The 24,649-nt window shown below is 56.8% G+C and carries 22 protein-coding genes; 6 read left to right on the forward strand and 16 right to left on the reverse strand.

Going from position 1 to position 24,649, the window contains the following annotated elements; genetic code table 11:
* Positions 1-3: 3 nt before the first annotated feature.
* The 3 genes from ribBA to nrdR all read right to left on the reverse strand — a co-directional run bounded on the left by ribBA (position 4) and on the right by nrdR (position 3,000).
* Positions 4-1,158, reverse strand: a complete 1,155-nt coding sequence (gene ribBA / locus ACWHXT_RS11170; protein ID WP_447926399.1) for a bifunctional 3,4-dihydroxy-2-butanone-4-phosphate synthase/GTP cyclohydrolase II — start codon at positions 1,156-1,158, stop codon at positions 4-6.
* A gap of 136 nt (positions 1,159-1,294) precedes the next feature.
* Entirely contained in the window at positions 1,295-2,479 is a 1,185-nt protein-coding gene (ribD, locus tag ACWHXT_RS11175; protein WP_447955884.1) for a bifunctional diaminohydroxyphosphoribosylaminopyrimidine deaminase/5-amino-6-(5-phosphoribosylamino)uracil reductase RibD, read from the reverse strand.
* A complete protein-coding gene (nrdR, locus tag ACWHXT_RS11180) occupies positions 2,479-3,000 on the reverse strand; it encodes a transcriptional regulator NrdR (RefSeq protein WP_447926401.1) in 522 nt (173 codons plus the stop codon). The genes ribD and nrdR overlap by 1 nt, the downstream gene beginning before the upstream one ends.
* A 260-nt stretch (positions 3,001-3,260) precedes the next feature.
* On the opposite strand from nrdR, the gene ACWHXT_RS11185 reads away from it, so the two are divergent.
* From ACWHXT_RS11185 to ACWHXT_RS11195, 3 genes are all read left to right on the forward strand, one after another.
* Entirely contained in the window at positions 3,261-5,069 is a 1,809-nt protein-coding gene (locus ACWHXT_RS11185) for a sugar phosphorylase (RefSeq protein WP_447955885.1), read from the forward strand.
* Between the two features lie 61 nt (positions 5,070-5,130).
* Positions 5,131-5,898 (forward strand): thiol:disulfide interchange protein DsbG, encoded by a 768-nt coding sequence (gene dsbG / locus ACWHXT_RS11190; protein WP_447958035.1) that lies wholly within the window; start codon positions 5,131-5,133, stop codon positions 5,896-5,898.
* Between the two features lie 157 nt (positions 5,899-6,055).
* Entirely contained in the window at positions 6,056-7,657 is a 1,602-nt protein-coding gene (locus ACWHXT_RS11195; RefSeq protein ID WP_447955886.1) for a methyl-accepting chemotaxis protein, read from the forward strand.
* A gap of 234 nt (positions 7,658-7,891) precedes the next feature.
* Here ACWHXT_RS11195 and ACWHXT_RS11200 read toward each other — a convergent pair whose 3' ends face one another.
* The 3 genes from ACWHXT_RS11200 to ACWHXT_RS11210 form a co-directional block, all read right to left on the reverse strand.
* Complete coding sequence (locus ACWHXT_RS11200; RefSeq protein ID WP_447955887.1) at positions 7,892-9,112, reverse strand: glycosyl transferase; 1,221 nt, start codon at positions 9,110-9,112, stop codon at positions 7,892-7,894.
* Between the two features lie 58 nt (positions 9,113-9,170).
* A complete protein-coding gene (locus tag ACWHXT_RS11205; RefSeq protein WP_447955888.1) occupies positions 9,171-10,100 on the reverse strand; it encodes an HAD-IIB family hydrolase in 930 nt (309 codons plus the stop codon).
* Positions 10,101-10,526: 426 nt separating this feature from the next.
* Positions 10,527-11,597: an OmpA family protein gene (locus ACWHXT_RS11210; RefSeq protein WP_447955889.1), complete on the reverse strand. Its 1,071-nt coding sequence runs from the start codon at positions 11,595-11,597 to the stop codon at positions 10,527-10,529.
* Positions 11,598-11,752: 155 nt separating this feature from the next.
* Here ACWHXT_RS11210 and ACWHXT_RS11215 point away from each other — a divergent pair, with 155 nt between their 5' ends.
* Both ACWHXT_RS11215 and ACWHXT_RS11220 read left to right on the forward strand, forming a co-directional pair.
* Positions 11,753-12,436: a hypothetical protein gene (locus ACWHXT_RS11215; RefSeq protein ID WP_447955890.1), complete on the forward strand. Its 684-nt coding sequence runs from the start codon at positions 11,753-11,755 to the stop codon at positions 12,434-12,436.
* A 4-nt stretch (positions 12,437-12,440) separates the two neighbouring features.
* Positions 12,441-13,031, forward strand: coding sequence for a FlgO family outer membrane protein (locus tag ACWHXT_RS11220; protein WP_447955891.1), 591 nt, complete (start codon positions 12,441-12,443; stop codon positions 13,029-13,031).
* Between the two features lie 33 nt (positions 13,032-13,064).
* On the opposite strand, the gene ACWHXT_RS11225 is transcribed toward ACWHXT_RS11220, so the two are convergent.
* The 6 genes from ACWHXT_RS11225 to ACWHXT_RS11250 all read right to left on the reverse strand — a co-directional run bounded on the left by ACWHXT_RS11225 (position 13,065) and on the right by ACWHXT_RS11250 (position 19,859).
* Positions 13,065-14,309, reverse strand: coding sequence for an O-antigen ligase family protein (locus tag ACWHXT_RS11225; protein WP_447955892.1), 1,245 nt, complete (start codon positions 14,307-14,309; stop codon positions 13,065-13,067).
* A 109-nt stretch (positions 14,310-14,418) separates the two neighbouring features.
* On the reverse strand, positions 14,419-14,970 hold the full coding sequence (rfbC, locus tag ACWHXT_RS11230) for a dTDP-4-dehydrorhamnose 3,5-epimerase (protein WP_447955893.1): 552 nt from the start codon (positions 14,968-14,970) through the stop codon (positions 14,419-14,421).
* Positions 14,970-15,854: a glucose-1-phosphate thymidylyltransferase RfbA gene (gene rfbA, locus ACWHXT_RS11235; protein ID WP_447955894.1), complete on the reverse strand. Its 885-nt coding sequence runs from the start codon at positions 15,852-15,854 to the stop codon at positions 14,970-14,972. The genes rfbC and rfbA overlap by 1 nt, the downstream gene beginning before the upstream one ends.
* A 27-nt stretch (positions 15,855-15,881) precedes the next feature.
* Positions 15,882-16,781 carry a dTDP-4-dehydrorhamnose reductase gene (gene rfbD / locus ACWHXT_RS11240; RefSeq protein ID WP_447955895.1) on the reverse strand — a complete coding sequence of 300 codons (900 nt, stop codon included), beginning with the start codon at positions 16,779-16,781 and terminating at the stop codon, positions 15,882-15,884.
* A 46-nt stretch (positions 16,782-16,827) separates the two neighbouring features.
* Positions 16,828-17,886 carry a dTDP-glucose 4,6-dehydratase gene (gene rfbB, locus ACWHXT_RS11245; RefSeq protein WP_447955896.1) on the reverse strand — a complete coding sequence of 353 codons (1,059 nt, stop codon included), beginning with the start codon at positions 17,884-17,886 and terminating at the stop codon, positions 16,828-16,830.
* Between the two features lie 203 nt (positions 17,887-18,089).
* Positions 18,090-19,859 (reverse strand): LTA synthase family protein, encoded by a 1,770-nt coding sequence (locus ACWHXT_RS11250; protein WP_447955897.1) that lies wholly within the window; start codon positions 19,857-19,859, stop codon positions 18,090-18,092.
* Between the two features lie 170 nt (positions 19,860-20,029).
* Between ACWHXT_RS11250 and ACWHXT_RS11255 the strand changes: the two genes are divergently transcribed.
* Positions 20,030-20,791 carry a glycerophosphodiester phosphodiesterase family protein gene (locus ACWHXT_RS11255; protein ID WP_447955898.1) on the forward strand — a complete coding sequence of 254 codons (762 nt, stop codon included), beginning with the start codon at positions 20,030-20,032 and terminating at the stop codon, positions 20,789-20,791.
* 97 nt (positions 20,792-20,888) lie between these two features.
* On the opposite strand, the gene ACWHXT_RS11260 is transcribed toward ACWHXT_RS11255, so the two are convergent.
* From ACWHXT_RS11260 to ACWHXT_RS11275, 4 genes are read right to left on the reverse strand one after another with little or no spacing between them, the layout of a single operon-like run.
* Positions 20,889-22,217, reverse strand: a complete 1,329-nt coding sequence (locus ACWHXT_RS11260) for a DUF6056 family protein (RefSeq protein ID WP_447955899.1) — start codon at positions 22,215-22,217, stop codon at positions 20,889-20,891.
* A complete protein-coding gene (locus ACWHXT_RS11265) occupies positions 22,207-23,136 on the reverse strand; it encodes a glycosyltransferase family 2 protein (protein ID WP_447955900.1) in 930 nt (309 codons plus the stop codon). Before ACWHXT_RS11265 ends, ACWHXT_RS11260 begins: the two co-directional genes overlap by 11 nt.
* 5 nt (positions 23,137-23,141) lie before the next feature.
* On the reverse strand, positions 23,142-23,567 hold the full coding sequence (locus ACWHXT_RS11270; RefSeq protein ID WP_447955901.1) for a GtrA family protein: 426 nt from the start codon (positions 23,565-23,567) through the stop codon (positions 23,142-23,144).
* Positions 23,568-23,618: 51 nt separating this feature from the next.
* Positions 23,619-24,599, reverse strand: coding sequence for an acyltransferase family protein (locus ACWHXT_RS11275; protein WP_447955902.1), 981 nt, complete (start codon positions 24,597-24,599; stop codon positions 23,619-23,621).
* Between the last annotated feature and the right edge of the window lie 50 nt (positions 24,600-24,649).

A 24,649-nucleotide genomic window follows, 5' to 3' on the forward strand; every position in this document is an offset into this window, starting at 1 on the left:
CTATCAAGACGTGGGTTCAGTGCCGCTTTCGGGGCCTACGAGCTCGACGACTTCCAGATCGAACCCGGAAAGCGCTGAAAATTTCCACGGCGAACTGAGAAGGCGCATCTTGCCTACGCCCAGATGGCGCAGAATCTGCGAGCCTGTACCAATGGTCATGTAATTACCGGAGCCGTCGGAGTCGCTGGTGCGCGGCGGCTGTACGCGGCCCAAAAATAGCTCCAACTGATCCTTGAGATCCTGCGCCGGATACCCTTCGTCGATCAACACCAGCACGCCCGCCTCGGCCGTGGCGATCTCATCGAGTGCCCGGTGCGCGTGCCAGCGATAGGACGACGCCTGCGTCAGCCCCAGCACGTCGCGCAGCGTATCGGCCAGGTGAACGCGCACCGTGGTGATCTCTTCCGGGACGGGGCGACCCTTGACCAGCGCCAGGTGGTGGCTGCCCTGCAGGCGGTCGCGAAACACGTGTAGCGTCAGCTCGCCGTGAGTGGTCGATACCGGCGTGGTTTCGATCAGATCGACGGTTTGCTCGTTGACCATGCGGTAGTGAATCAGATCAGCGATGGTGCCCATCTTGATACCGTGGGTGTTGGCGAACGCCTCGAGCTCGGGGCGGCGCGCCATGCTGCCATCGTCGTTCATGATCTCACAGATCACCCCGCTCGGGTCACACCCGGCAAGCGCCGCCAGATCGCAGGCCGCCTCGGTGTGCCCGGCGCGGCGCAGCACCCCGCCCGGCTCCGCCATCAACGGGAAAATATGCCCGGGCTGCACGATATCCGCCGCTTTCGCGTTGGGGGCCGCCGCGGCCTGTACGGTGCGCGCGCGATCCGCCGCCGAGATACCGGTCGTCACGCCTTCGCGGGCCTCGATGGAGAGCGTGAACTTGGTACCGAAACCGGAACCGTTTTTACCCACCATCAAAGGCAGGTCCAGCCGCTCGCAGCGCTCGCGCGTCATGGGCATACAGATCAGCCCGCAGGCGTGGCGCGCCATGAAGTTGATATGCTCGGGCTGAACCTTTTCAGCCGCCATAATGATATCGCCTTCGTTTTCGCGATCCTCATCATCCATGAGGATCACCATTTTGCCCTGCCGGATATCTTCGACCAGATCGGCAATCGGGGATAGCCCCTCTGAACAGGCGTGCACCATGGAATCTCCCAAACAGTAGCCGCACTATGTGCGATTTTGCGCGCAAGGGTACCTTGGCTGACCCGCGCGCGCCAGGTTTAAGCGCGTTCGCCACCAGCGCCAACCCTTGGTCAGCGCCTCTCAACGTGCGCTCGATTTAGTCGGCGTTACCGCAGGTCTCGAGATCGCGAGGTTTGGCAATAATGCGCCAATCCTCCCCTACTGCCCGGATATCCTGAATATCCAGGCGCTTTTGATGGACCATTTCGGTAAGCCCGGGCAGCGCGAAAAGCGGCCGCGCTTCGCCCCCCAAAAGCGTGGGCGCGACAAAAAGCTGCAGCTCGTCAACCAGGCGCGCATCGAGCAGTGCCCCGGCCAGGGTCGCGCCGGTTTCTACCAGCACTTCGTTGACATCGTACTCGCAGGCCAAATAGCTCAGCATATCGGAAAGCGACACCCTGCCCGCCGCGAAAGCGGGCATCACGTGAATGTGCGCGCCCGCCTCTTCCAGTTTACGGCGCTTCTCTTCGCTGTGCTGCTCGGTGGTGATCACCAGGGTCTGGCCAGGTTCTTGCAGGCAGGCCGCAGCCAGCGGCAGGCGCAGCGTCGAGTCCATGATCACGCGAAGCGGCTGGCGGGCGGCGGCTAGCTCGCCGTTGTCGAGGCCGAGCTGTTCGGCGCGCAGGGTCAAGCGTGCATCATCCAAAATGATCGACTCGACGCCGCTCAAAATGGCGCTCGAACGCGCGCGTAGCCGCTGTACCTGGCGGCGCGCCTCGGGCCCGGTAATCCACTGCGACTCCCCCGAGCCCATGGCGGTGCGCCCATCCAGACTCATGGCCATTTTCAAACGCACGAACGGCAACCCGCGCTGCATACGCGAGATAAACCCCGGATTGAGCGCCTGGGCCTCGGACGCCAAAAGCCCGGTCTCGACCTTGATACCCGCCTTTTCCAAGCGCTCGACCCCTTGGCCGCTGACCTGCGGGTTGGGGTCGACCATGGCGATCACCACCCGGGCTACCTGGGCGCTGACCAGGGCATCGGCGCAGGGGCCCGTGCGGCCTACGTGAGAGCAAGGCTCCAGCGTGACGTAGGCGGTCGCCCCGCGGGCGCTGTCGCCGGCAGCATCAAGGGCATGCACTTCCGCGTGGGCCTCGCCTGCTCGTTCGTGAAAACCTTCGCCTACCACGCGCCCTTCGTCCTCGGCGCCCGCGTCATCGTAGCGAACGATCACGCAGCCCACTCGCGGGTTGGGGTCAGTGGTATAAAGGCCCTTTTTGGCAAGCGTGAGAGCTCTTGCCATATAGACGTGGTCGCGGGTGGAAAAGGCCGTGCTCATCAGGATTCTCCGCCAGGCTTTGCCGTTTCATTATCAGCGCCTGCCGGCGTAGCACTGGAAGCCTCTTTAGGGCTTTGCGCCAGCCGGTCGATCTCGGCGCGAAACTCGTCCAGATCCTGAAATTTGCGATAAACCGAAGCAAAGCGGATGTACGCGACCTGGTCGAGCCCGCTCAACGCTTTCATGACCGCCTCGCCAATATCCCAGGCGTTCACTTCCCGCTCGCCTTGAGCACGCAATTGCTGGCGAATGCGTTCGACCGCCGCTTCGATGGCCTCGGCGCTGACCGGGCGCTTTTCCAGCGCGCGCAGCATACCGGCGCGCAGCTTGGCCTCGTTGAAACTTTCACGGGAGCCGTCGGATTTTACCACCCGGGGCATGATGAGCTCCGCGGTTTCGTAGGTGGTAAAGCGCTCCTGGCAGCTGGCGCACTGGCGCCGCCGCCGCACCTGGTCGCCGTCTGCCACCAGGCGCGAGTCGGTGACTCGAGTATCATTAGCACCACAAAAAGGGCAATGCATGGCCGTCAACCTATGGTTAGAGCAGTAATAACGTTGTGCCGCCTGAGCGCGTTTTTAAAACGCCACGCTATCGAACAAGAGCCGTTTAAAAGCAGGCCTTTAAAAACAGATTTTTTAAAGGCTTACTGAATAGCCCCACAAGGGTTCGTTCGATATGCAGGGGCCGCCGCCTTTTATATCGATGCGGCCATAACCTAGCATTGTAACGATTTGGCACACAAGCTGCAGCGTTTGTTACAGCTATCACAAGAGGACGCGCCATGACGCCTTTCGAGCAAACGCTTCACCGCTATTTGACCCACCTTTATGGCCACCGCGCGGACGAGGTCGTCCGGCGAATCAACCAGCACCTGGCGTACTACGCCGACGCCCGGGCAAGGGGCGAAAGCCAGGACGGCACGCCGGTTGCCCGGGTGAATGACGCCCCTCCCGGCGCACCACTTTGGAGCGAAAGGGATCAGTGGGTGATCAGCTATGGCGACTCGATCACCGCCGAGGACCAGCCTCCCCTTACCGTGCTCAGCGATTTTTTACGCAACCGCCTGGGCGACTGCATTAGCGGCGTGCACGTACTGCCCTTCTTTCCCTGGAGCAGCGACGACGGTTTCTCGGTCATTCACTACCGGGAGGTCAATCCCGAGCTCGGCGATTGGTCGCATATTCGCGAGATTGCCCACCACTTCGACCTCATGGGCGATTTGGTACTCAACCACGTCTCCCGGGAGTCGCTCTGGTTCGTTGACTACCTGACCGGGAGCCTGCCCGGGCGCGATTTCTTTATCGAGGCCGACCCACAGACGAATGTCTCCCAAGTGACCCGGCCACGCAGTAGCCCGCTTTTGGTGCCCGTGGCCACCCGGCGCGGCACGCGCCACCTGTGGGCGACCTTTTCCGACGACCAGATCGATCTGAACTTCGAAAACCCGGATGTCCTGCTCGAATTCGTGGGCATTCTGCTTTTCTATCTACTGCAGGGTATTCGCATCATCCGCCTCGACGCCGTGGCGTTTTTATGGAAACGCCTGGGCACGAACTGCATCCACCTGCCCGAAACCCATACCGTGGTGCGCCTTTTGCGCGCGATCGTCGACGAGGTGGCCCCGGGGACGCTGTTGATCACCGAAACCAACGTGCCCCACGCGGAGAACATCAGCTACTTCGGCCTCGAGCGGCTACTGCCGGATGCAACAGAGCCCGTGAAAACCGCGGATGAGGCGCACATGGTGTATCAGTTCGCCCTGCCGCCACTTTTATTGCACACCCTTACCCGGGGTGAAACCTCGACCCTACAGGCCTGGCTTGCAAGCCTGCCCACGCTTCCGGACAACTGCACCTACTTGAATTTTACCGCCAGCCACGACGGCATCGGCGTGCGCCCGCTGGAGGGCCTGCTACCCGATCACGAGCGCGACGCTTTGCTTGAATTGATGCACCGCTTCGGCGGTTTTGTCAGCATGCGCAGTAACCCCGACGGCAGCGACACGGCCTACGAGATCAACATCACCTGGTTCGAGGCAATGCGCGGCACCCGCCGCGGACCGGACCCCTGGCAGATCGCCCGGTTTTTGTGTAGCCAGGCGATCATGCTCACGCTGCAGGGGATTCCCGCGCTTTACATTCACACCCTGACCGGCTCGCTCAACGACGTCGAAGGCGTAGAACGAAGCGGACGGTTGCGCTCGATCAACCGTCACCACTGGGCGCTTGATGAGCTGGAGCTGTTGCTGGAAAGCCCGACGACGCCGACCCATGATATATTCTTTGCGCTACGCGAATTTTTGAAGCAGCGCCGCTCAGAGCCATGCTTTCATCCGGGCGCCGCCCAGCGCGTTATCGCGACAAGCGACAACGTACTGGCCATCGAGCGCGGCCCGCTTCAAGACGGTAGAACCTTGCTGGCGCTTTTCAACGTGACCGACAAGCCCGCCCCGCTCGAAGAGGCCGGTGAGACGCTGACAGACACCCTCGACCGGCACACCTGGCGAACACTCGATAGCGAGCAGGCTTGGATACCGGAAAAAGCCCTGCCACCCTACGCGGTTCGCTGGCTGGTGCGCGAGGGTGGTTGAATCGCTCGACCTGCGCTGCACGACGACCCACTCCCTTGAGGCCACTCCCCCCATGCCGGTCATGTTTAAAAAATCACTGCTCACCGCGCTTGCAAGCGCAGGCCTGGGGGCGACGCCTGGCGTTGCCTCAGAACTGCCCGCTCCCATCGAGGCGCTGCGCGATCAGGGCGTCATGATTCACGAACGCTTCGAAGCCCCGGGTGGGCTTACCGGCTTTGGCGCCAGCACGCCAGGTCAGGAAATGATCATCTACCTGACGCCGGACGGCGAGCACGCCATTATCGGCACGATGATGGATCGCCAAGGTGAAAATGTCACCGAAGATCAGCTCGAGGCTTCTGTGCGCGTACCGTTGGAAGCGCAGACTTGGCAAAGCCTTGTGCAGAGCCACTGGATTCAGGATGGCGACCGCGAAGCGCCCAGGACGGTCTACATGTTCACCGATGCCAACTGTCGCTACTGCAAGCAGCTTTGGCGCCAAACCCGCCCCTGGGTCGAGGCCGGCGAGGTCCAGCTTCGCCACATCATGGTCGGTATATTGGCGCCCAACAGCCCGGCGCTGGCCGCCACGCTGCTCGCCGCCGATGACCCGTCGGCGGCCTTGAAAGCGCATAGCGAAGGCGAGCCTATCGAGGCCAGCGCCCAGGCGATCGCGATCGAGGAGCAGGTCTACACCAATAACCAGCTCTTCGAGGCGCTTGGCCTGAACGCCACCCCGACCAGCGCTTTCCAGCGCGAAACCGACGACGGCCATATCCGCCTTGATCGTATCGAGGGGTTGCCAAGCGAGGAGCGCTTGATCGACATGATGGGCAGTGAGGCGCCTTGAGGCGCGCTCACTATAACTCGGAACAAGACGCACCCCGCCCCTCATCATCCGCTTGCTCTGCAAGCGGTTTTTTTTATTAATGCTCCGCCGGTTTCCGCCGATATACAGCATCGTATCTGAAGGTGCTTGTTTTAAATAAAACCAAACCGGGAACACCATGACACGATTAACGTTGAACCAAAGACTGTGGGGCGTACTGGCCATCATATGCTTTGCCATGCTGGCTCTGGTGGGCTGGCTTAGCTGGGATACTCGACAAACCATGGAGGAGGAGCGGCGCACCAGTATCCAGCAGGTAGTCGAGAGTCTGGGTTCCCAGTTGGAATCACTTCAAGCGCGGGCCGCCAGCGGCGAGCTTACCCGCGAGCAGGCGCAGCAGCGCGCAATCGAGAGCATCGTCAACGCCGGCTTTGGCGACGGCGAATATATCTTCGCTTTCGACGAACAGCTCGATATCGTCGCGCACCCCAGGCGTGAACGGGGCGACGATATGAGTAGCTTCCAGGACAGTCGCGGCATGTATCTCTACAGCGCCTTCATGGAGGCGGCCAAGTCCGGCGGCGGCCACGTCGAGTACTATTCGCGCCGCATCGATGCGGGTGACGACCAGTTTCCCAAAATCAGCTATTTCGCTTACTTACCTGATTGGGGCTGGGCCTATGGCGCGGGCATCTATACCGATGACATCAACGCGGATTTTATTAGCAACCTGATTCAGTCGCTGATCGCCTTTCTCATTATCGGCTTGCCCGTGGCGCTTTTAATGGGCTGGATCATTCGCGATGTAGGACGCCGGCTGGGGGGTGACCCGCGCTATGCCGCCAACGTGGTCAGCCATATTGCCGATGGTGACCTGACCCGCAGCACCACGCTTGCCCGCTCGGATCAACACAGCTTGCTGTTCAATATCAACCGTATGCGGGAAAACCTGGCGGATACGATTGGCGGGATTCACCAGGGCGCCGACCAGGTCAACAGCGGGGTCGAGCAGATCGTGGGCGTCAACGAAGAGCTTTCGACGCGCACCGAGCAGCAGGCCGCCTCGCTTGCCGAAACCGCTTCGAGCATGGAAGAACTGACGGCGACGGTGAAGCAAAACGCCGAGCACGCCGACCACGCGCGTCAACTGGCCGCCTCCACGGCCTCTAACGCCCAGCGTGGCAGCGACGCCATGACCAATGTGGTCAGCACGATGGATGCCATCAACGAAAGTTCGTCGCAGATGAGCAGCATCGTCGACACGATCGACGGCATCGCATTTCAGACCAATATTCTGGCGCTCAATGCCTCGGTCGAGGCCGCCCGCGCCGGCGAGCAGGGCCGCGGGTTTGCCGTAGTAGCCAACGAGGTGCGCCAGCTGGCCAGCCGCTCAGCTGCGGCGGCGCAGGAGATCAAGAAACTGATCGAAGACTCCGGCGTGAAAGTGACCGGCGGCAGCCAGCAGGTACGCGATACCGGCGATGTCATCAGCAGCGTAGTGGGCGATATTCAGCAGCTCAGCACGTTGGTACAGGAGATCGCGGCGGCGACCAAGGAACAAAGCAGCGGTATCGAGCAGGTCAACGAAGCGGTCACTCAGATGGATCAGATGACCCAGCAAAACGCCGGGCTGGTTCAGGAGAGCAACCACGCCACCCAAGCGCTGGCCCAGCTCAGCATGGAGCTGCGCGACCGGGTAACGCACTTTCGTATCCACGACGCCGCACCGCAAACGGTACAGCGCCTGCCCAGCACCAGCGCCCCCACCAGCGACTTCTAACGCCTGTCGCTCACAAGGCTGGCCTCTTCAGGCCAGCCTTTTTTCTGGCATCGACCCCAGCCGCGCTTTGCGCGGCATCGCTGGCTAAAGCCTGCTCCTACGGTGGATGAGCCTATCTCAGGCGCCCCATTCTATTGGGCGATGGAAGGCATGGCCTTCCTTTGCTGGCGAGGCCACGTTTTAGAAATTACCCGCTGAAACCTGCGCTTGCCACTAGAGCTGAATACGTTCTTGCTAGACCTTGCCCTGATTGTCCAACTCGACCGCTTCGTGCATGCGCGCCAGGAGATCCGGTACGGCGGCCTGTACGCGGCTCCAGCTGGGGATGAAGGGGCGTTCGCGCGGGTTGTCCAGAAACAGGTTGCCCGCCTCCAGCAGGTTGCTGGCAAAAAGCTCGACCGCCTGCTCTTCGCTGTGGCGGTCAAGACTCAGTCCGTTCATGGTGGCATCATGGTCGTAGGCTTCGATCAAATCGAGCGCCAAGCGGTAATAGGTCGCCTTGAGCGTGCGGAAATCCTCGCTGCTGAAACTCACGCCCTGGGTGGCGAGTTTGCGGTAAAGCGCTTTGGCGATATCCAGACTCATGCGGTTGAGCCCACCGCTTGCGTCTTCTTCGCTGACCGGCTGATGTTTATGGTCGTAGGCATCGGCGATGTCCACCTGACAGATCTGGCGCATCGAATAGTTACGCTGAAGTTCCGAGAGTACGCCTATCTCGAGCCCCCAATCCGCCGGAATACGAATGCCTTCCAGCACGTCACGGCGCATGGCGAACTCGCCGGAGAGCGGGTAGCGAAAGCTGTCCAGGTAATCCAGATACGGCAGCGGCCCGCAGACGGTTTTCAGGGCGCGCAGAAGCGGTGTGACCATTAGCCGGGAAACGCGGCCGTTGAGTTTGCCTTCGGCAATACGCGGGTAGTAGCCCTTACAGAAACTGTAGTTGAAGCGCGGATGGGCTACTGGGTACATCAAGCGCGCCAGCAGACCACGGTCGTAGGTCAAAATATCGCAGTCGTGAAGCCCCACCACCGTCGAGCGGTTCGATGCGAGCATATAACCAGCGCAGTACCACACGTTGCGTCCTTTACCCGGCTCCAATGCCCCCAGACCGTGCTCTTCGAGTTCGCTATCCAGCGCGCGCAGGCGCGGTCCGTCGTTCCAAAGGATGCGCGTATGCTGCGGCAGACGGGAGAAAAACTCCCGGGCGTACAAGAACTGTTCGCGGTCGGCCCGGTCGAGCCCGATTACGATTTCGCCAAGGTAGGGAACGTGTTTGAGCTCGTCGATGATCGCCGACAGCGCCGGCCCTTCGAGCTCGGAAAAAAGCGACGGTAGAATGAGCCCCATGGGGCGGCGCTTGGCAAAGTCAGCCAGGTCTTTCTCGAGATCCTCGACGGGACGCCGCGTCAAGTTGTGAAAGTCCGTCACTAAACCATTTTGATGAAAATCGCTCATAGTGTGCCCTCTTTGGCGTATCGTCCGGCATTGACTTTAAAAGGCCCCAGGACCCAATTTATCCCGTCGTGGCGTCGTCTTCGGCCACTGCCAAGCGTTCATCTGCCTGGCCCCACCAGTACATGAGGCCCTCGACCCAGCCCTCGGGGCCTTCTGCATGGGTGCGATATAAAAGCGGGTTGGCGGGGGCCACGGTCAAGCGGTGACGCCCCTTGATGACCACCGCCTGGTTCACGGCCTCGAGCATTTCGACATCGTTGGGCCCATCGCCAAGGCCCAGGGTAAGTGGCGCCCGCCCACGTAGGGCGCTAAAGCGCTTGATCAGCCAGTTCACGGCGCTGCCTTTGTCCGAGGCCGCGCCCATTACATGATGAAAACGCCCGCCCTGGGTCAGCGCCAGGCCATCGCTCTCGAGCGCTTGACGAAAACCTTCCAGCGCCTTGTCGTCATCCTCCCAGATTAGCGGCTCGCTGCCTTCGCGCTGGCGCGCGGCATTGGCGCGCGCCTCGTCCAACCCGGTCAGTTCGATGAGCCGTTCGACGGACATCTCGCCCATACGGGTGAAGCGCACGCCCAGGCGCTCACGCCATACGTTCAGTCGCGCGCGAATGAAACGGGCATCCACCCCGGTATGTTTGATGACGATGCCGTCTCTGGCGTCGCCCGGGCGGTCCAGACTTGGATGGCACCAGCCCGGCGGCAAGCCGATCACTGCGCCGTTTTCAGCGACAAAGGGGGTGGAAGTGAGCTTGAGGGCCTCGCGCAGCGGAATCAGCTCGGCGCGGGTCTTGCTGGTCACGGGGATGACGGGCACCCCCAGCTCGCCAAGCCGAATGAGCGACGCTCTGGCCGGTGAAAAGTCGTAGCTGTCATGGTCCAGCAAAGAACCGTCCAGGTCCGTTACCAGCAAGCGCGGCTCGAAGGCGGGGTCCAGCGCTCTGCTGCCAAGCTCTTGGGCCGATCGTTGTGTTGGGACGTGTTCCGGCATGGCGCACCTGCTCGCGTTTTAGGCCACCCGATATGGACGGGCGGCGCTGTGAATTAGCCACCAAGCAGATTACGTGCCACACAGCGTATTTTCTTTACTTTCAAAAAGATAAAAAGCGAGTGCTGTGCCGCAAAGTTACGAGCACCAGAACGGGGCAGCTACTTTGCACCACATTGATGCAAATGAATTCTCGCATTCTGGCTCGATGCCTCGTGGGTTATCACTTAAAAACGGTAAAACTTTAACAAGGCTTTAACAAGGCATAAAAAAACATTCAAAAAATGCTTGGCAGAAACGCCAAAATGCCTATACTCAACTTGTACCTGCTGGCGGCCTTGTACACCCCTCACCTGACGCCAGCAGAATACATCGAGCCAAGCCCTTAGTGACCCGCCCTCCCCCGGCGGGTCTTTTTTTGCCGGTACGTTACTCCACGTGAATGACGACCTCGACCCGGCGGTTTCTCGCGCGGCCATCCGCCGTGGTGTTGTCCTCGAGTGGCCGCGTCGCGGCGAGCCCCACCGCCCGCAACCGCGAAGCCTCGACGCCGGCTGCTTCGAGCGCTTCGACAATGGCGATGGCCCTGGCGCTGGAGAGCGCCCAGTTGGAGGAAAACTCCGGCGTATTGATCGATTGGCTATCCGAGTGGCCTTCGACCCATACCTCGCCATCAAAGCGCTGAATGGTTTCCAGCAGGCTATCCACCAAAGAAGCGCCGCTTTCGGTGAGCTCCGAGGTGGCCGAGGGAAATAGCAGCTGATCCTGCACACGCAGGCTAATCCCTTCGGCGACACGCGCTACTTCGACCCCCTCCAAACTTGGCAGATAAAGCGAGTCGGCGACGCGCTCGTTCAAGCCCTCGGCGGCGCTCACCGCCCCTTCGATGGCCTCGTCGCTCAAGGCAATCGCGTTTACCGGCGGCTGATCGGTTAGAATCACCATGTAGTCGGCCAGGGCCGAGTTGCCCGCTAGACGTGTAGCGTTGCCTTGGCGTGCCGTGGCCTGGGCGGTAAAGAGCGGCGTGGGAAGCAGCCACTCAAAAACCGCCGCAGGCTCGTCAATATCCAGCGCATCGACTTGAGCGCCAGGCGCCAGGCGGGCCAGCAGCGCAGGGGGTGGAAGGGCTTCTACCGGCACTTGTGCCGGCGACGCTATGGGCCTGCGAGGTAACGGCCCCACCACGCCAAGCGAGGCGCTAATGGCGGCGGGACTCAGCCCCCACGCCGCTGGCGCGGGGGTACGCTCTAGCGTTTCCGGCAATGGCACGCGAAGCTCGGGCTGCTGAGTGTCCGGCGCGTCGCTGGTGGATAAATCCAGCGGGTCGTCGTTTGACCAGCCAGGACTTACATTCGCTGCGGCGATAATGATCACAAACAGCGCGACGAGTAGCGTCATGATGTCGATATAGCTGATCATCCAGCCGCTGTTGCCATCGTCCGACGGGTACGCGGACAGCAACGAGTCGTGGCGCGGACCTCCGCGGTGGTCTTCAAGCATAGGTGTCTCTACTCATTCAAGTTTTCTACCCGTTGGCCGATGGAATATAGACGTGGCCGACAAGTCTATCAAAAACACCTTTTGTGAAGAGAAGGAACTAGCCGGTGTATACCCGCCTTTTAGCTGGAACAACGCGTTTGAGAGGCGCGCTTGGCGTGGGACTGTTGAGTCTTACCCTGAGCGGCTGCTTTTACGCCAATACCTCGCAAGCGCCGATTGCGACAACCTATCCCTATTCCGAGCAGCAGCGCATGCAGGCCGCTCACCACTGGGAAATACTCGCACGCCATGAAGCGGGCCAGATCCTTCAGCGCGAGCGCGTACGGTTTCGCGACCTACATATTCAAGACCAAGAGCCGGACGGCTACGTAGCCTACAGCGGCGGCGAGTTTGGCCGCGGTTTCCGCACCTTTTTGACCAGCGAGCTGGTCACCCGAGGCGCCAACGTGACCATGAACCCCACCGATAACAGCGCCGAGGTCGTTATCGATGTCGAGGTCGTCGAGCATCGCGATCGCGGCTTTATCCGCCCGCCGGTAGGCGCGTTCACCGCACTAACGGCGGGTATCGCCGTGGCCACGATTCCGATCAACCGCTGGAGCGAACCGGCGCTGGGGCTGATTCCGGCGGGGATCGCGGCGGATATCACCAGCGGCAGCTGGACGCACACCGGCAACGAAGAGATCATCGTCACGACGCAGATCATCGATGGCGAGCGCATCCTGTACTCTTCTTCCAATATCTACTACATCAATAAGGGTGATCGCCACCAATACGCGCCGCGCCGGGTATACCATACCCCTGTCGAGCCCTCTATCCCACTCACCAATACCTGGTAAGGCCATGCACGCCATGATTTCTTCACCGTTTGCCTTCATTACGCGCCGTGCCCACTGGCGCCTGGCGCTTTTTGCCCTGTGCGTGCTGTTACTAAGCGGCTGCGCGGGCATCAACCAGCGAAATGCCAATCCGCCCCCGCCGCCGCCGGATCTATCCGACCTGGCCCACGAGGCCGCGATGACCATGATCGCCAACAACCCGGACTTGACCCGGTACAGCCCGATGATCGCGGCGACTTTCGTCAGCATCGATAATCTGACTGAGTCGTCGACCTTTGGACGGATCAGCTCGGAAATCATGGCCTCAGCCCTTGCCCAACAGGGCATGCAGGTACGCGAAGTCAAAATGCGCGACAGCATGTTCATCGAAGAGAGCGTGGGCGAGCTGATTCTTTCCCGCCAGGTTCAGCGGCTAAGCGCGCAGAACAACGCGCGCTCGATCTTGATGGGTACCTACGCCCAGGGGCAGGATTTTATCTACGTAAGTACCCGCGTGGTGCGGGCCGGGGACGCCATGGTGCTCGGCAGCGCCGATTTCAAACTGCCGATCAACAACAATGTGCTCAGCCTGCTCGAGGGTCAGAGCGGCTGGTAACGCCAGGGGCACGGCCATGAGCGCACCTTGCGCTTACGGCCGTGCCTGTCGAGCGGCACGCTTTTGGTAAGCGCTAAAACTCCCCCACCAAAGCGCTAGCCAAAAAGCGTAAAACATGGCGCCGCTGTTGTGCGCCAAAAATGTTTGGGAAAGGCCAAAATCGATATACGCTACCGGCAGCAAACTGCCGGCCACGGCCAGCGAGCGTACCTCTAAATCCGGATGGTTAAGCCCGGAGGCGAACAACTTAAGCGGAATGATATAAAGCGCCAGCAGAACCAAAAGCCCCACCACCCCGCGTTTGGCGGCGGCGTCGATAAAGTCGTTATGGGCGTGATCGAAATCTGTCGCCCCAGGTATAATGACGCCGCTTTGGCTTAGCTCGATCATCGCTTGGGTATAGCCTTTTTCGCCCCAGCCAAGAAGCGGCCGCTCGGCGATTAACTGCCCAGCGCCGCGCCACATTTCAAAGCGAAGCCCAAGAGAGGTATTACGCTCGCCGCCACCCATGAATTGCGTTACATCTTCGATGCCGGTATGCACCCTCTGATGAACCCCCGTTTGCGGTAAGGCGTAAACGGTAACGGCCAAAGTCAGCATTAGCGTAACAGCGACCAGTTTCACTTGAAGGGACAGCTGACGGCCGTAACCGCGATACAACACAAACCCGACAAAAGGTAGCCCTATCCACCCTCCTCGGCTACCTGACAGCAGTGACCCCAGCATGCCCAACAAGGCAGCGATTAACAGTAGTGAAATCCACAAGCTTCGGTGACGCTGCATAAATGCAAAGCCAAGACCTGCAAAGCAGAGGACGCCCATTAGCATACTAAGGTTGCCAAACTGAATTACATGAAGAAACCCTCCCGCTCGCTCGACCCCCAATACCAGCTTTTGCCAAATGGCCCAACTTCCAGCTCCCATTGCACCAAACGCGAGGCCCGACCACAGGTACTCAAGCCGTGGCGGTTTACGCAAAATCAACAAGAGTACGGGTATTGCCAGCAAAAACCGCGACGGACGATCAAAGCCTCGTGCGCCTACATCCAGGGCGGAGAGCGCGCCGACTATTAGAGCGTAAAGTATCAATACGGTGATGACAGCTTTGTCGCGACCAGTGAGCGTACAGGGAAAGCGTTCAAAGAGCAGAACGAATGAAGTAAGCAACAGGACCACCGCGCCAATGGAGTAACCTGAAGGCACGATGAGTGACAATGCCCCCATCATGAAAACCGTTACATTGATAACCATTTGGAGCCACGACGTGCTTACGTCCATGGGTTGATTCATAAGGTAAAACCCGGGTAGAAGCCAAAGCAGTTCATAAAAGCGCCAGCCCCTAAGGAGGCTGGCGCAGGCCAACATCACCGAACGAACCAGTGGTTAGCTACTCTTCATATACATCAGCTTTAGAAAACGCACTGGCAGCCAGGTCTTTATCTGAAAGCGCGAACTCCACGGGCAGCTTGGGCCACTCTATGCCGAGCTCTGGATCATCGAAGCGGATACTTCGCTCGGATGCGGGGTGGTAGTAGTCAGTTGTTTTATAAAGAAAATCGGCGGTTTCAGATAGCACGACAAACGCGTGGCCAAAGCCTTCCGGTACCCACAACTGACGGTTATTGTCGGCGGAGAGTTCAACGCCCACCCATTTTCCGAATTGGCTAGACTCGCGGCGTAGATCCACCGCTACATCCCATACGCTACCGTGGACAACGCGTACGAGCTTACCCTGAGGCTGTTCCAACTGATAGTGAATACCGCGCAGGACTCCCTGCCGGGAGCGCGAATGGTTATCTTGTACGAACTCGCGCGCGCAACCAGTCGCCTCCTCGAAGGCTTTCTGGTTAAAACTTTCCATGAAAAAACCGCGTTCATCGCCGAACACTTTGGGCGTCAGAATGACGACACCAGGTAATGACGTTTGCTCAACCTGCATTAGTGACTCCCTTGGGCATCCAGACGATGAAGCAGATACTGGCCGTAACCGGTTTTGGAAAGCGCATTGGCGCTTTCGCGTAGCGCCTGTTCGCTCAACCAGCCGTGCTGCCAAGCGATCTCTTCCAGACATGCCACCTTCAGGCCCTGGCGGTGCTCAATGGTCTGCACATACTGGCTGGCTTCCAAAAGACTATCGTGAGTGCCGGTATCCAACCACGCGAAACCGCGGCCCAAACGCTCGACGCGCAAATCCCCCCGTTCGAGATAAGCGTTATTGATACTGGTAATTTCAAGCTCTCCGCGCTCGGAAGGTTTCACTTCCTTGGCAATTTTGACCACATCATTATCGTAAAAATAGAGCCCGGTCACAGCATAAGGTGACTTAGGATTAGCTGGTTTTTCCTCTATGGAAACGGCGGTGCCTTCTTCATCGAATTCTACAACACCGAAGCGCTCAGGGTCCTTGACCAAATAGCCAAATACCGTGGCGCCGCTTTGTTGATCACTGGCGCGCTTCAACTGTTCAGAGAAGTGCTGACCATGGAATATGTTGTCGCCCAGCACCAGGCAAACGGGGGCATCACCGATGAATTCCTCGCCGATGATGAAGGCCTGGGCCAAGCCGTCCGGGCTCGGCTGTACAGCGTATTCAAAACGTACGCCGAACGCGCCGCCATCACCCAGAAGATTTTCGTACTGTGGCAAGTCTTCTGGAGTTGAAATAATCAGAATTTCGCGAATACCCGCCAGCATCAGTACCGAGATGGGGTAGTAAATCATCGGCTTGTCGTAAATAGGCAGCAGCTGCTTGGATACACCACGAGTAATGGGGTGCAACCGCGTGCCGCTTCCTCCGGCTAAAATAATACCTTTACGTTGCATAATTTCCTTCCTTGCTCCTTGCACGGTTTAACGCGAGCTTGCGATTTCTTCCACGGTTAACGCCAGCTGGTTCTGCCATTCAGGTAACTCAATGCCAAGCGCTCGTTCCAGCTTACTAACCGCAAGCCGAGAGTTAAGCGGGCGGGCGGCGGGCGTAGGGTACTCCGCTGTCGGGATGCTCGATACGCCCTCGGGGGAGATTGCAAGTGGCAGCCCGAGGTTGCTGGCCACCCTGAAAATCTCGCAGGCGAATCCGTGCCAGCTGGTCTCCCCCCGTGGCGCCAAGTGGTATACCCCACTTGGCAAACTATGACTGCCATGCTCACCGATCCATTTCGTCAGCGCTTGCTGGGTAACCAGCGCAATCAGACGCGCAGGTGTGGGAGCGCCGATCTGATCATCGATGATACTCAAATTCGACCGCTCGCCCCCAAGACGCAGCATAGTGGCCAAGAAGCTTTTTCCAAAGGCGCTATACACCCAACTGGTACGAAAGATCAGATGTCGGCAGCCGCTGTCAGTAATGGCTTCGTCGCCCGCCAGCTTGGTTTCACCATAAACGTTACACGGCCCGGTGGCATCGCCTTCTTGCCAAGGACTGCTGCCTTTGCCGGTATACACGTAGTCAGAGGAATAGTGAATCAACATGGCGTTGTTCGCAGCACAGTGTTCGGCCAGCTGCTGTGGCAGTGTTGCATTCAAGCGTGTGGCCATTGCCTGGTCGGATTCCGCGTTATCCACTGCCGTGTAGGCCGCCGCATTGACGATCACATCAGGCTGGTGTTTGGCAAGATAGCTGTTAACGGCGCAAGGCTCAGCAAGATCAAGTATCGTTCGGGTGGGCGCCAACACTTCACCCAGTGTGGCCAACTGGCGTTTAAGCTCGGATCCCACTTGTCCATTGCCACCGGTAATTAAAATCTTCATACCCATTCCTTTAGGTCAACATCTTAGGCGATCGTTTCCTAACAAATCACAAACTACCCAAACGCTCACCCTGGTAGCTCCCATCCTGCACACGTTGCCACCACTGCCGGTTATCCAGGTACCACTGAACGGTTTTACGTAGCCCGGTTTCGAACGTCTCCTCCGGGCGCCAGCCCAGTTCGCGCTCGATTTTATCGGCGTCGATGGCATAGCGCACATCGTGACCAGGGCGATCCTGTACGAAGGTGATCAAATCACGATAGCGCCCCTCGATGGGCACTAATTCCTGTAGCAGGTCGCAAAGAGTCTCGACCACTTCCAGGTTGGCTTTCTCGTTGTGCCCACCAATGTTGTAGGTTTCCCCTACGACACCCCGTGTCACTACTTTTACCAACGCCCTGGCGTGGTCTTCGACAAACAGCCAGTCGCGCACCTGTTGACCATCGCCATATACCGGCAGCGCTTTGCCCGCCAGAGCATTGAGAATCATCAGCGGAATGAGCTTTTCCGGGAAGTGGTACGGCCCATAGTTATTGGAACAGTTGGTAATGAGCACCGGCAGCCCATAGGTGCGATACCACGCCCGTACCAAGTGGTCGGAACTTGCCTTACTAGCCGAGTAAGGCGAACTTGGTGCGTAAGGAGTCTCTTCGGTAAAAAGATCTTCGGGCCCCTCCAGATCGCCATACACTTCATCGGTCGAGATGTGATGAAAACGAAACGCGGCCGCCTTTTCCGGTGCACGGGTCTGGAGGTCTTTCCAGTAGTGACGGGCGGCTTCCAACAGCGTGTAGGTGCCCACGATATTGGTTTGAATGAATGCCGCCGGGCCATCGATCGAGCGGTCCACGTGAGACTCCGCCGCCAGGTGCATCACGGCATCGGGCTGGTAGCGCTCAAGGAGTTCAGCCATCTGTGCGGCATCATTGATGTCGGCACGTTCGAAAACGTAGCGTTCGCTGCTGTCGACCTCGGCGAGTGACTCGAGGTTACCGGCGTAGGTCAATGCATCGACATTGACGACCTCATGCCCGGTACTGGCAATAAGGTATCGCACGACAGCAGACCCTATAAACCCTGCCCCACCCGTCACTAAAAGCTTCATATTAAACGCCTTATCCTACTCAATAAATTATAACCCGGCCTTTGAACGGCCTTTCGATGAGGGCCCGCTAACGCAGGCAATTGCACACAAGCATAACACGCCCGGGCGTCGGGTAACGCTGTCACAACTCTATTTACAGGCCCACTCAAGAAGGGGCTGAAGGCGCTACTGCCTGTCGCAACGCGCTGATCGTCGTCGGGCGCTTATTGTCGCTCTTCGACAAGTCGGTCCAGCAAACGGCGCTGGCGCTCACTGGTCAAGCCGTGTGCCTGTAGAAAGCGGCTGTCATCGCCGTTCACACGAATACTTCCCTCGCCCTGGGGGCAGAATACATCTACGCGGTCGCGCTGATCCCCCCTTGCATGGAACACGCATTCAGGCCAGGTAGTCGCAGGCTTTAACAAGCTGCGCGGTGACCTCGGACGGCAATAAGGAGGCGCACTGACATGCTCCAAAAGCGTAGGCATCAAGTCAGCCTGGTGATAGAGCGTCTCTACCTCCTGTTGAGGCTTGTCTCCCGTCAGGATAAATCCAGGGATCTGCGAGGCACTGGCGGCTTGCAAAAGCGCTTGTTCTTCGCTGGTGACCATGGTCATCGCCCGGTGGTCGCTCACGACCACTAACATTCCATTGTCAAAAAACGCTTGCTGCTTCAAGGCTTCAACAAAGTCGGCAGCGGTATCATCCATGTAGCGAAAGACCTGCTCTTCGCTGCGCTCACCTGTCGTTGGATGAACGAAAGGATGGTGCGTGCTAACGTTTTCAATCACCACAAATTGTGGGGACGGGGATTGTCGACGCCGATGAATAAACGACAAGGCATGATCGTAAAGAACGGCATCTTCGACTGCGTTAAAATGATGGCGAGGTGTATCATCGAAGGCCGGGGTATCGTGACCGTGCAGCTCGCCAAAGCCGATATGCGAAAGCCACTCTCCCTTGCGAGTGTAGGCAAGATCCCCGGATGTCAAGAAGCTACTTTGATAGCCGCGCTCTCGAAGCTTATGCGGCAGCGCTTTCTTGGCATCGCCCCAAGCGCCTTCAAAGGCCTCCATTTGCGTAGGCTCAACCAGCGGCAACACTATTTGTCGGCCGGTCAGCAAAGAGACCAGCCCCTCATTGGTGTTAAAGCCACCCGCGTGCAAGCGCGAAAACCACAGCCCCTCTCCGGCTAAAGCGTCCAACCGAGGAGTCCAATCGTTTAGCCCTAGCCATCGCTTACTGTGATATGGCGACCAGGATTCTAAAACCAGTATGACGATATCGTCACGCTGGGCGGGCTGCATCGAACAAAAGTGAGCTGCCTGGCTGGTCTCGCCAAGGCGTTGAAGCGTTTCCTGGCTGTAAGGCACATCAACACCGTCAGGCCAGTTCGCCGCTACCACGTTTTTTAGTGCCCATTGGTGTACGTACGCGGAGGATGGCAACAACAGAGGCAGCACAATACTCGCTAGTGCCAATGTACTGCCTGCCAATAAAAAGCGGTGACCTCTAAACGGCGTCGGCGCTCGGAACAACCACCACACACTTGACACCATTAAGAGCACAAGCAGCGCGGTAACCATTAAGGGTGCCTGCTGCAATACGCTTAACGCTAACTGGCCATCTGCCAGGTAAATACGGGCGTCGGCAATCCTGAACCGATTATAAAACTGCACCATGGTGGCTATATCGAGGGTATAGACCCAAAGTCCAACGACGGCCGGAAAACGCCAAAGTAGCGCCCATCCCCGCGAGGCTCTTAGCATCGAAACGCCAAACAGTAAAGCCAAGACCGTAAGGTAAGGCACGTCTGCTTTGATAATGTCTGGCGTGGCACACCAGCGGCAGCTCAATAGTGCATTGGAAAGATTCTGTAGTACCGCGACACGAATCGCTAACGCAACCGTCAGGAAGACACCAAAAAAGCCCAGCGGTGTTATCCAAAAGCGCCATAAGAAAGACGAAGCCGATGGGTAAAACCTGTTACTCATACCTAAATATACTCAACAAAAAGACAGCCATCCAAGCGTGCTCATACCCGGCGTGCTAACATTTCGACACCTGAGCAGGCGTTCTCATACAAGTTTTTCGACTAAAGGCAAGTAGAGGTCCCTCATCTGCCCCGCGTGTTTTCGCCCATGGATATTACTAGAGATCATTAATGTTTGCTTTTCGCATTTTTATACTGACCAGTATTTTTATTCTCACTGGCTGTGAGGGGCAGGCCTCCTCCGAAAGCGTGGCACGTATTGCCCACGCCGGTGGAGGGTACAACAACTGGGCCTACACGAACTCCCTGGAAGCACTTGACTTCAATCGCGACCATTTCGACCTTTTCGAGATCGACCTTCTCTGGACGGCCGATGACCAACTCGTCTGCCTGCACGACTGGCATTACAACGCCGAATGGATTTTTCAACGCCGCTTTACCTCACGCCCGACCCTGGCCGAATTCGAGCAACTCGTGGATGACAACCCCTACGTCCAAAGCTGTACCCTGGAAACCCTGGTTCAGTGGTTAAAGGAGAACCCGGACAAACGCCTGGTGCCGGATTTAAAAGAGGATGTGGTGCGAGGGTTGGCACTTCTGGCCAAACAGTTCGATCGGGTTGGCGAGCACGTGATCGCCCAGATCTACACACCTGACCACTACCAACAGGTTCGCGCGCTGGGCTATAGCGATGTCATTTGGGGGCTTTACCAAATGTTTCCTATACCGCCAAACGACTTACTGGCAATGGCGAATAGTATGGAGCTTTACGGCCTGGCCATGCCCCGCCGAATGGCCGAGCGCGGCGACGGCCACGCTCTGAGCGAGGCTGGCATATCCACCTACGTTCATACGGTCAATACCCAGCGCGAGCTGGAGTACTACCAATCGCTAAGCATTGATGAAATCTATACCGACTGGCTCGCACCCTGAGCGCACTATGCCTTAAAGAAGCTCATGTTAATAAAAGCCGCGACGTTATCATCTAATTTTAACTAACGCCACGGCCACTACTGTTGTCTAGACAAGCTTATTTTGCATACGTGAAATAGGCTACCACGGTAGCAGCAGCAAAAAAATGCCAGCTGTACCTTGTTCTGCCGGCGATCATTGTAATAAGCAATAGTAAAATAGCGGTCGAAGCGAACAACACCCTTTCCTGGGAAACATACATGGTGGGAGAAAACCCTAGCATGCAGGAAGGTATAAACGATAGTACAAAGAGTAATAAGCGGTTGACCGACATCCATTCTAACGGTTGTTGAAAAGAAAACCGACTAAACGACACCATATTACCCAATAGTGCTACGCCAAGAGCACTAGCAAACATTAAGCCAAAGGTCATTGCTCTGTAAAAATCGTTAGTGAATGCCTCGTGGTAATCTATTTGGTAAACACCGCCGATAAAGTCAATATTATCGGTCAACCTGGAAAAACCGGAACCGGTATAGCCAAGCAGATAACCAGAGGTCATCATGATAAAAATCATACTGACTAACGCGATGTGCTTTGCATGCTTGGCGTCGTAGCGCAAGGCAATAACAAAGCAGAAAATAACGCTCACCCAACTTCCCATATAAAAAAACTGATATAGACCCAGACTAATGCCAAAATAGGCTTTTTCCATCAACCCCATTTGCAGAAACTCGGGGAAATACTCCCGTGCAGAAAACAACGCCCTGCCTGCGTTACCATCGCAAAACACAAAAAATGCAAGTCCGATACCATTGACCAACAACCCGACAATAGCGGCTCTATTTTTGAAATAGTCCCGTTTCAATAAGCAAAATACGAAACCATGAACAATGAAATTGATGACCATGATCTGCTCACTGAAAGCACTAAACAACAGCAGTGCCAGCCCCACTACGAATACCGGGAAAGCGGTCTTCGAGGCGATAATTTCGTACCTTACTATGGCCCAGTAGACCAACGAGGCTGTAACAGGCCACAGATAATTGATGGAGCCCGTTAACCACCAGACGCTCCAATGCATCATATTTGCCGGAATCAACCAAAAGCACGCTAACACCAACGCCGTCCGGTTAGCGCATATAAGGCCGTCGCGGCTGGCTAGCGCAGACATCGCCATACCCATTCCCGTGATGACGAGCGCATTCATCACCATCCACAGCGTTTCATGTCTCACCAGCAGGATGGTAATCAGATCTATCAAAGAGCGCGAAGACCAACTGGCATAACGACTGATCAGCCAGCCGACAATATCGCCGCTATTGGCAACTGCAGCATACATTTCATCGTCCGAGTTCAATGCCGGCCCTGCCGCCATCTGAACCCCCAAGACACTCAAGAACAGCACCAGCAAAAGCCAACCGTTCTGCCAAGCCTTAATGTTCATCTTGCTCATCCGTCAGGTAAACAGGTCTTTGTTTACTTTCGATATAGAGTCGCCCTACGTACTCTCCCAATACTCCGATAGAAATAAGCTGTACAGAACCAAAAAACAAAATAGCGGACATGATAGAAGCATAACCAGGCCAATCAACCCCGAAAATCAGGGTACGCGCTATAATGAATAACATATAAAAAAGACTTAACACGGCAATACATATGCCTACATAAGACCAAACCCGCAACGGCCAAGTGGAAAAACTGGTAACACCGTCGAGGGCAAAGTTCCATAGCTTCCAGGCATTCCATTTGGTTTCTCCAACATGCCTGGCAGGTCGGCTATACTCAACCCCGATGGAGCGATACCCGGGCCAAGCAAACATACCTTTCATGAAACGGTTGCGTTCGGGTAGTTGCCTTAACGCCTCTACTACGCGGCGACTCATTAACCGATAGTCTCCTGCATTTGCCGGAATTTCGGTATGTGAAAGCCAATTGAAAACTCGGTAAAACATGCTTGCAGACCTGCGCTTACCGGGCGAATCTTCATTGCGGTCACGGCGCATGCCATATACCGTATCGTACCCATCTTGCCACAGTCGATAGAACTCATGAATTAGCTCAGGCGGATCCTGAAGATCCACATCCATCGGGATGACGGCATCGCCACGTGCATAATCAAGCCCTGCTGTCATGGCGGCTTCCTTGCCAAAGTTGCGCGACAGCTTGACATAGCGGACTCGGGAATCCAGTTGCTGGGCCTTCTGAAGTTCAGCAACCGTTCGATCTGTCGAGCCATCATCGATGAACAGGATTTCCAACTCGGCAGGTAACGTTGCCAAGTGGCTTTCAACCGCTTCCAGGAAAGGCGCGATTGAGACCTCTTCGTTAAAGATAGGAACGATTAGCGAAAGGGTGTTTTGCATACAGATCAGCTCTCTTTTTTCTTGAAGGCCCAAAGTGACGAAGCAAGGTAAGTCAGTACCGGCACGCATGCCGTGGCGATGATTACAGCAGCTAAACTATTGACACCAGCGGTGAGGCAGCCCATCAGAATCGCATTGTTTGCCAGAAAGCCGCCCACTGCCACTAACAAAAAGCGGCGCAAGGAACCAGCGGTCTTAAAGGTAATATGGCGGTGACCATAAAAAGAAACCATGAACGCCACCAGAAATGCCAGCACATTGACCAGGTAAGGGGAAGGAGCCGCGTACAACGCAAACATCAAAGCTGCTACCAGCATATGGGTCGCCGTCGCCATCCCGCCGACAAGCAGAAAACGCAAGGGCTGAAAGGTGTCGCGAGTAAATAAATGAATGAGTCGCCGCATAAAATGTGCTCCAAAATAGCGCAGCATACTACCAGCTTCTTTTAGGTATAGCTAAAACTGAATACTTATCGACTGCTCTCAATGCAGACTGGCTAATCTGGGCTTACACCATGATTGAATAGGTGACTCGATAAAACGCCAGGAAAGCCAGGCCAGCAACAACGAAACAACAGCGGCAAAAAGCGCTCCCCAAGGGCCTGTCACCCCCGGCTCGAACCAATAAACCGGAAGGTTATGAAATAAGTAAACGCCGAAACTAATGGTTCCAAGAAAGTTCAACACGGGTAGCCTCTCTTGCATTCGGGGAATATGAAGTACCGACCAAAGCAGCGCACCATATAAAAACACCATTACACCACGATAATAAAATCCCTCTTCATTAAAAAAAAGAGAAATCAGTACCGTATAGTAAGCGCCACACATAACGATGAGAACCATCAAGGCGCAGGCAATTAGTGTGAAAGCGCTATTTGCCTTGCGCGGAGTATGGTGCGCTAGATGACCAAGCCACCCCCCCAGCCAAAACGCATACAGGTGGAGCGGCACCGCCCAAAGTTCAATGTAACCATCACGCCACTCAGTCGCCCCCCATTTAACAGTCGCCACCGCCAACACTAACAAGCCCACAACCTGCCAGCCTTTCGGCACAAAGCGGGGCAAGAAGGCGATTAGAACAAAAAAAGTAAAAAATACGGGTAGCGACCAAAAAGGAGGATTCAGCGCAAATACGGTATCGCGGTCCGGCGTACTCAATAGGAACGTTAGATGATGCGTAATTAGACGCGGCCACGATTCCAGCGGTATCTGCTTTGTCAGTAGATAGGCCAGCACTGCCACCAAAAAAGCTGGATAAAGGCGCACTAGGCGCTTTGTCACGTAGTAAATGCCTCGACTACGCTCCCAGTTGAGAGCATAGTAGCCGGTAACAACAAAAAAGCAGCCCGTGCCGTAACTGTAAAACGAGAGACCTATATACACCGGCCCGTAATGTGAAGCCATCACCAGTAAAGCGCCAAATACTTTTACAATATTCAATGAATTAAATAGAGAACGAGACATAGGCCAATACTAATCACTCATGCGTAAGCTAATTTAAAATATTTTAACCA

Source organism: Vreelandella halophytica (assembly GCF_968193635.1).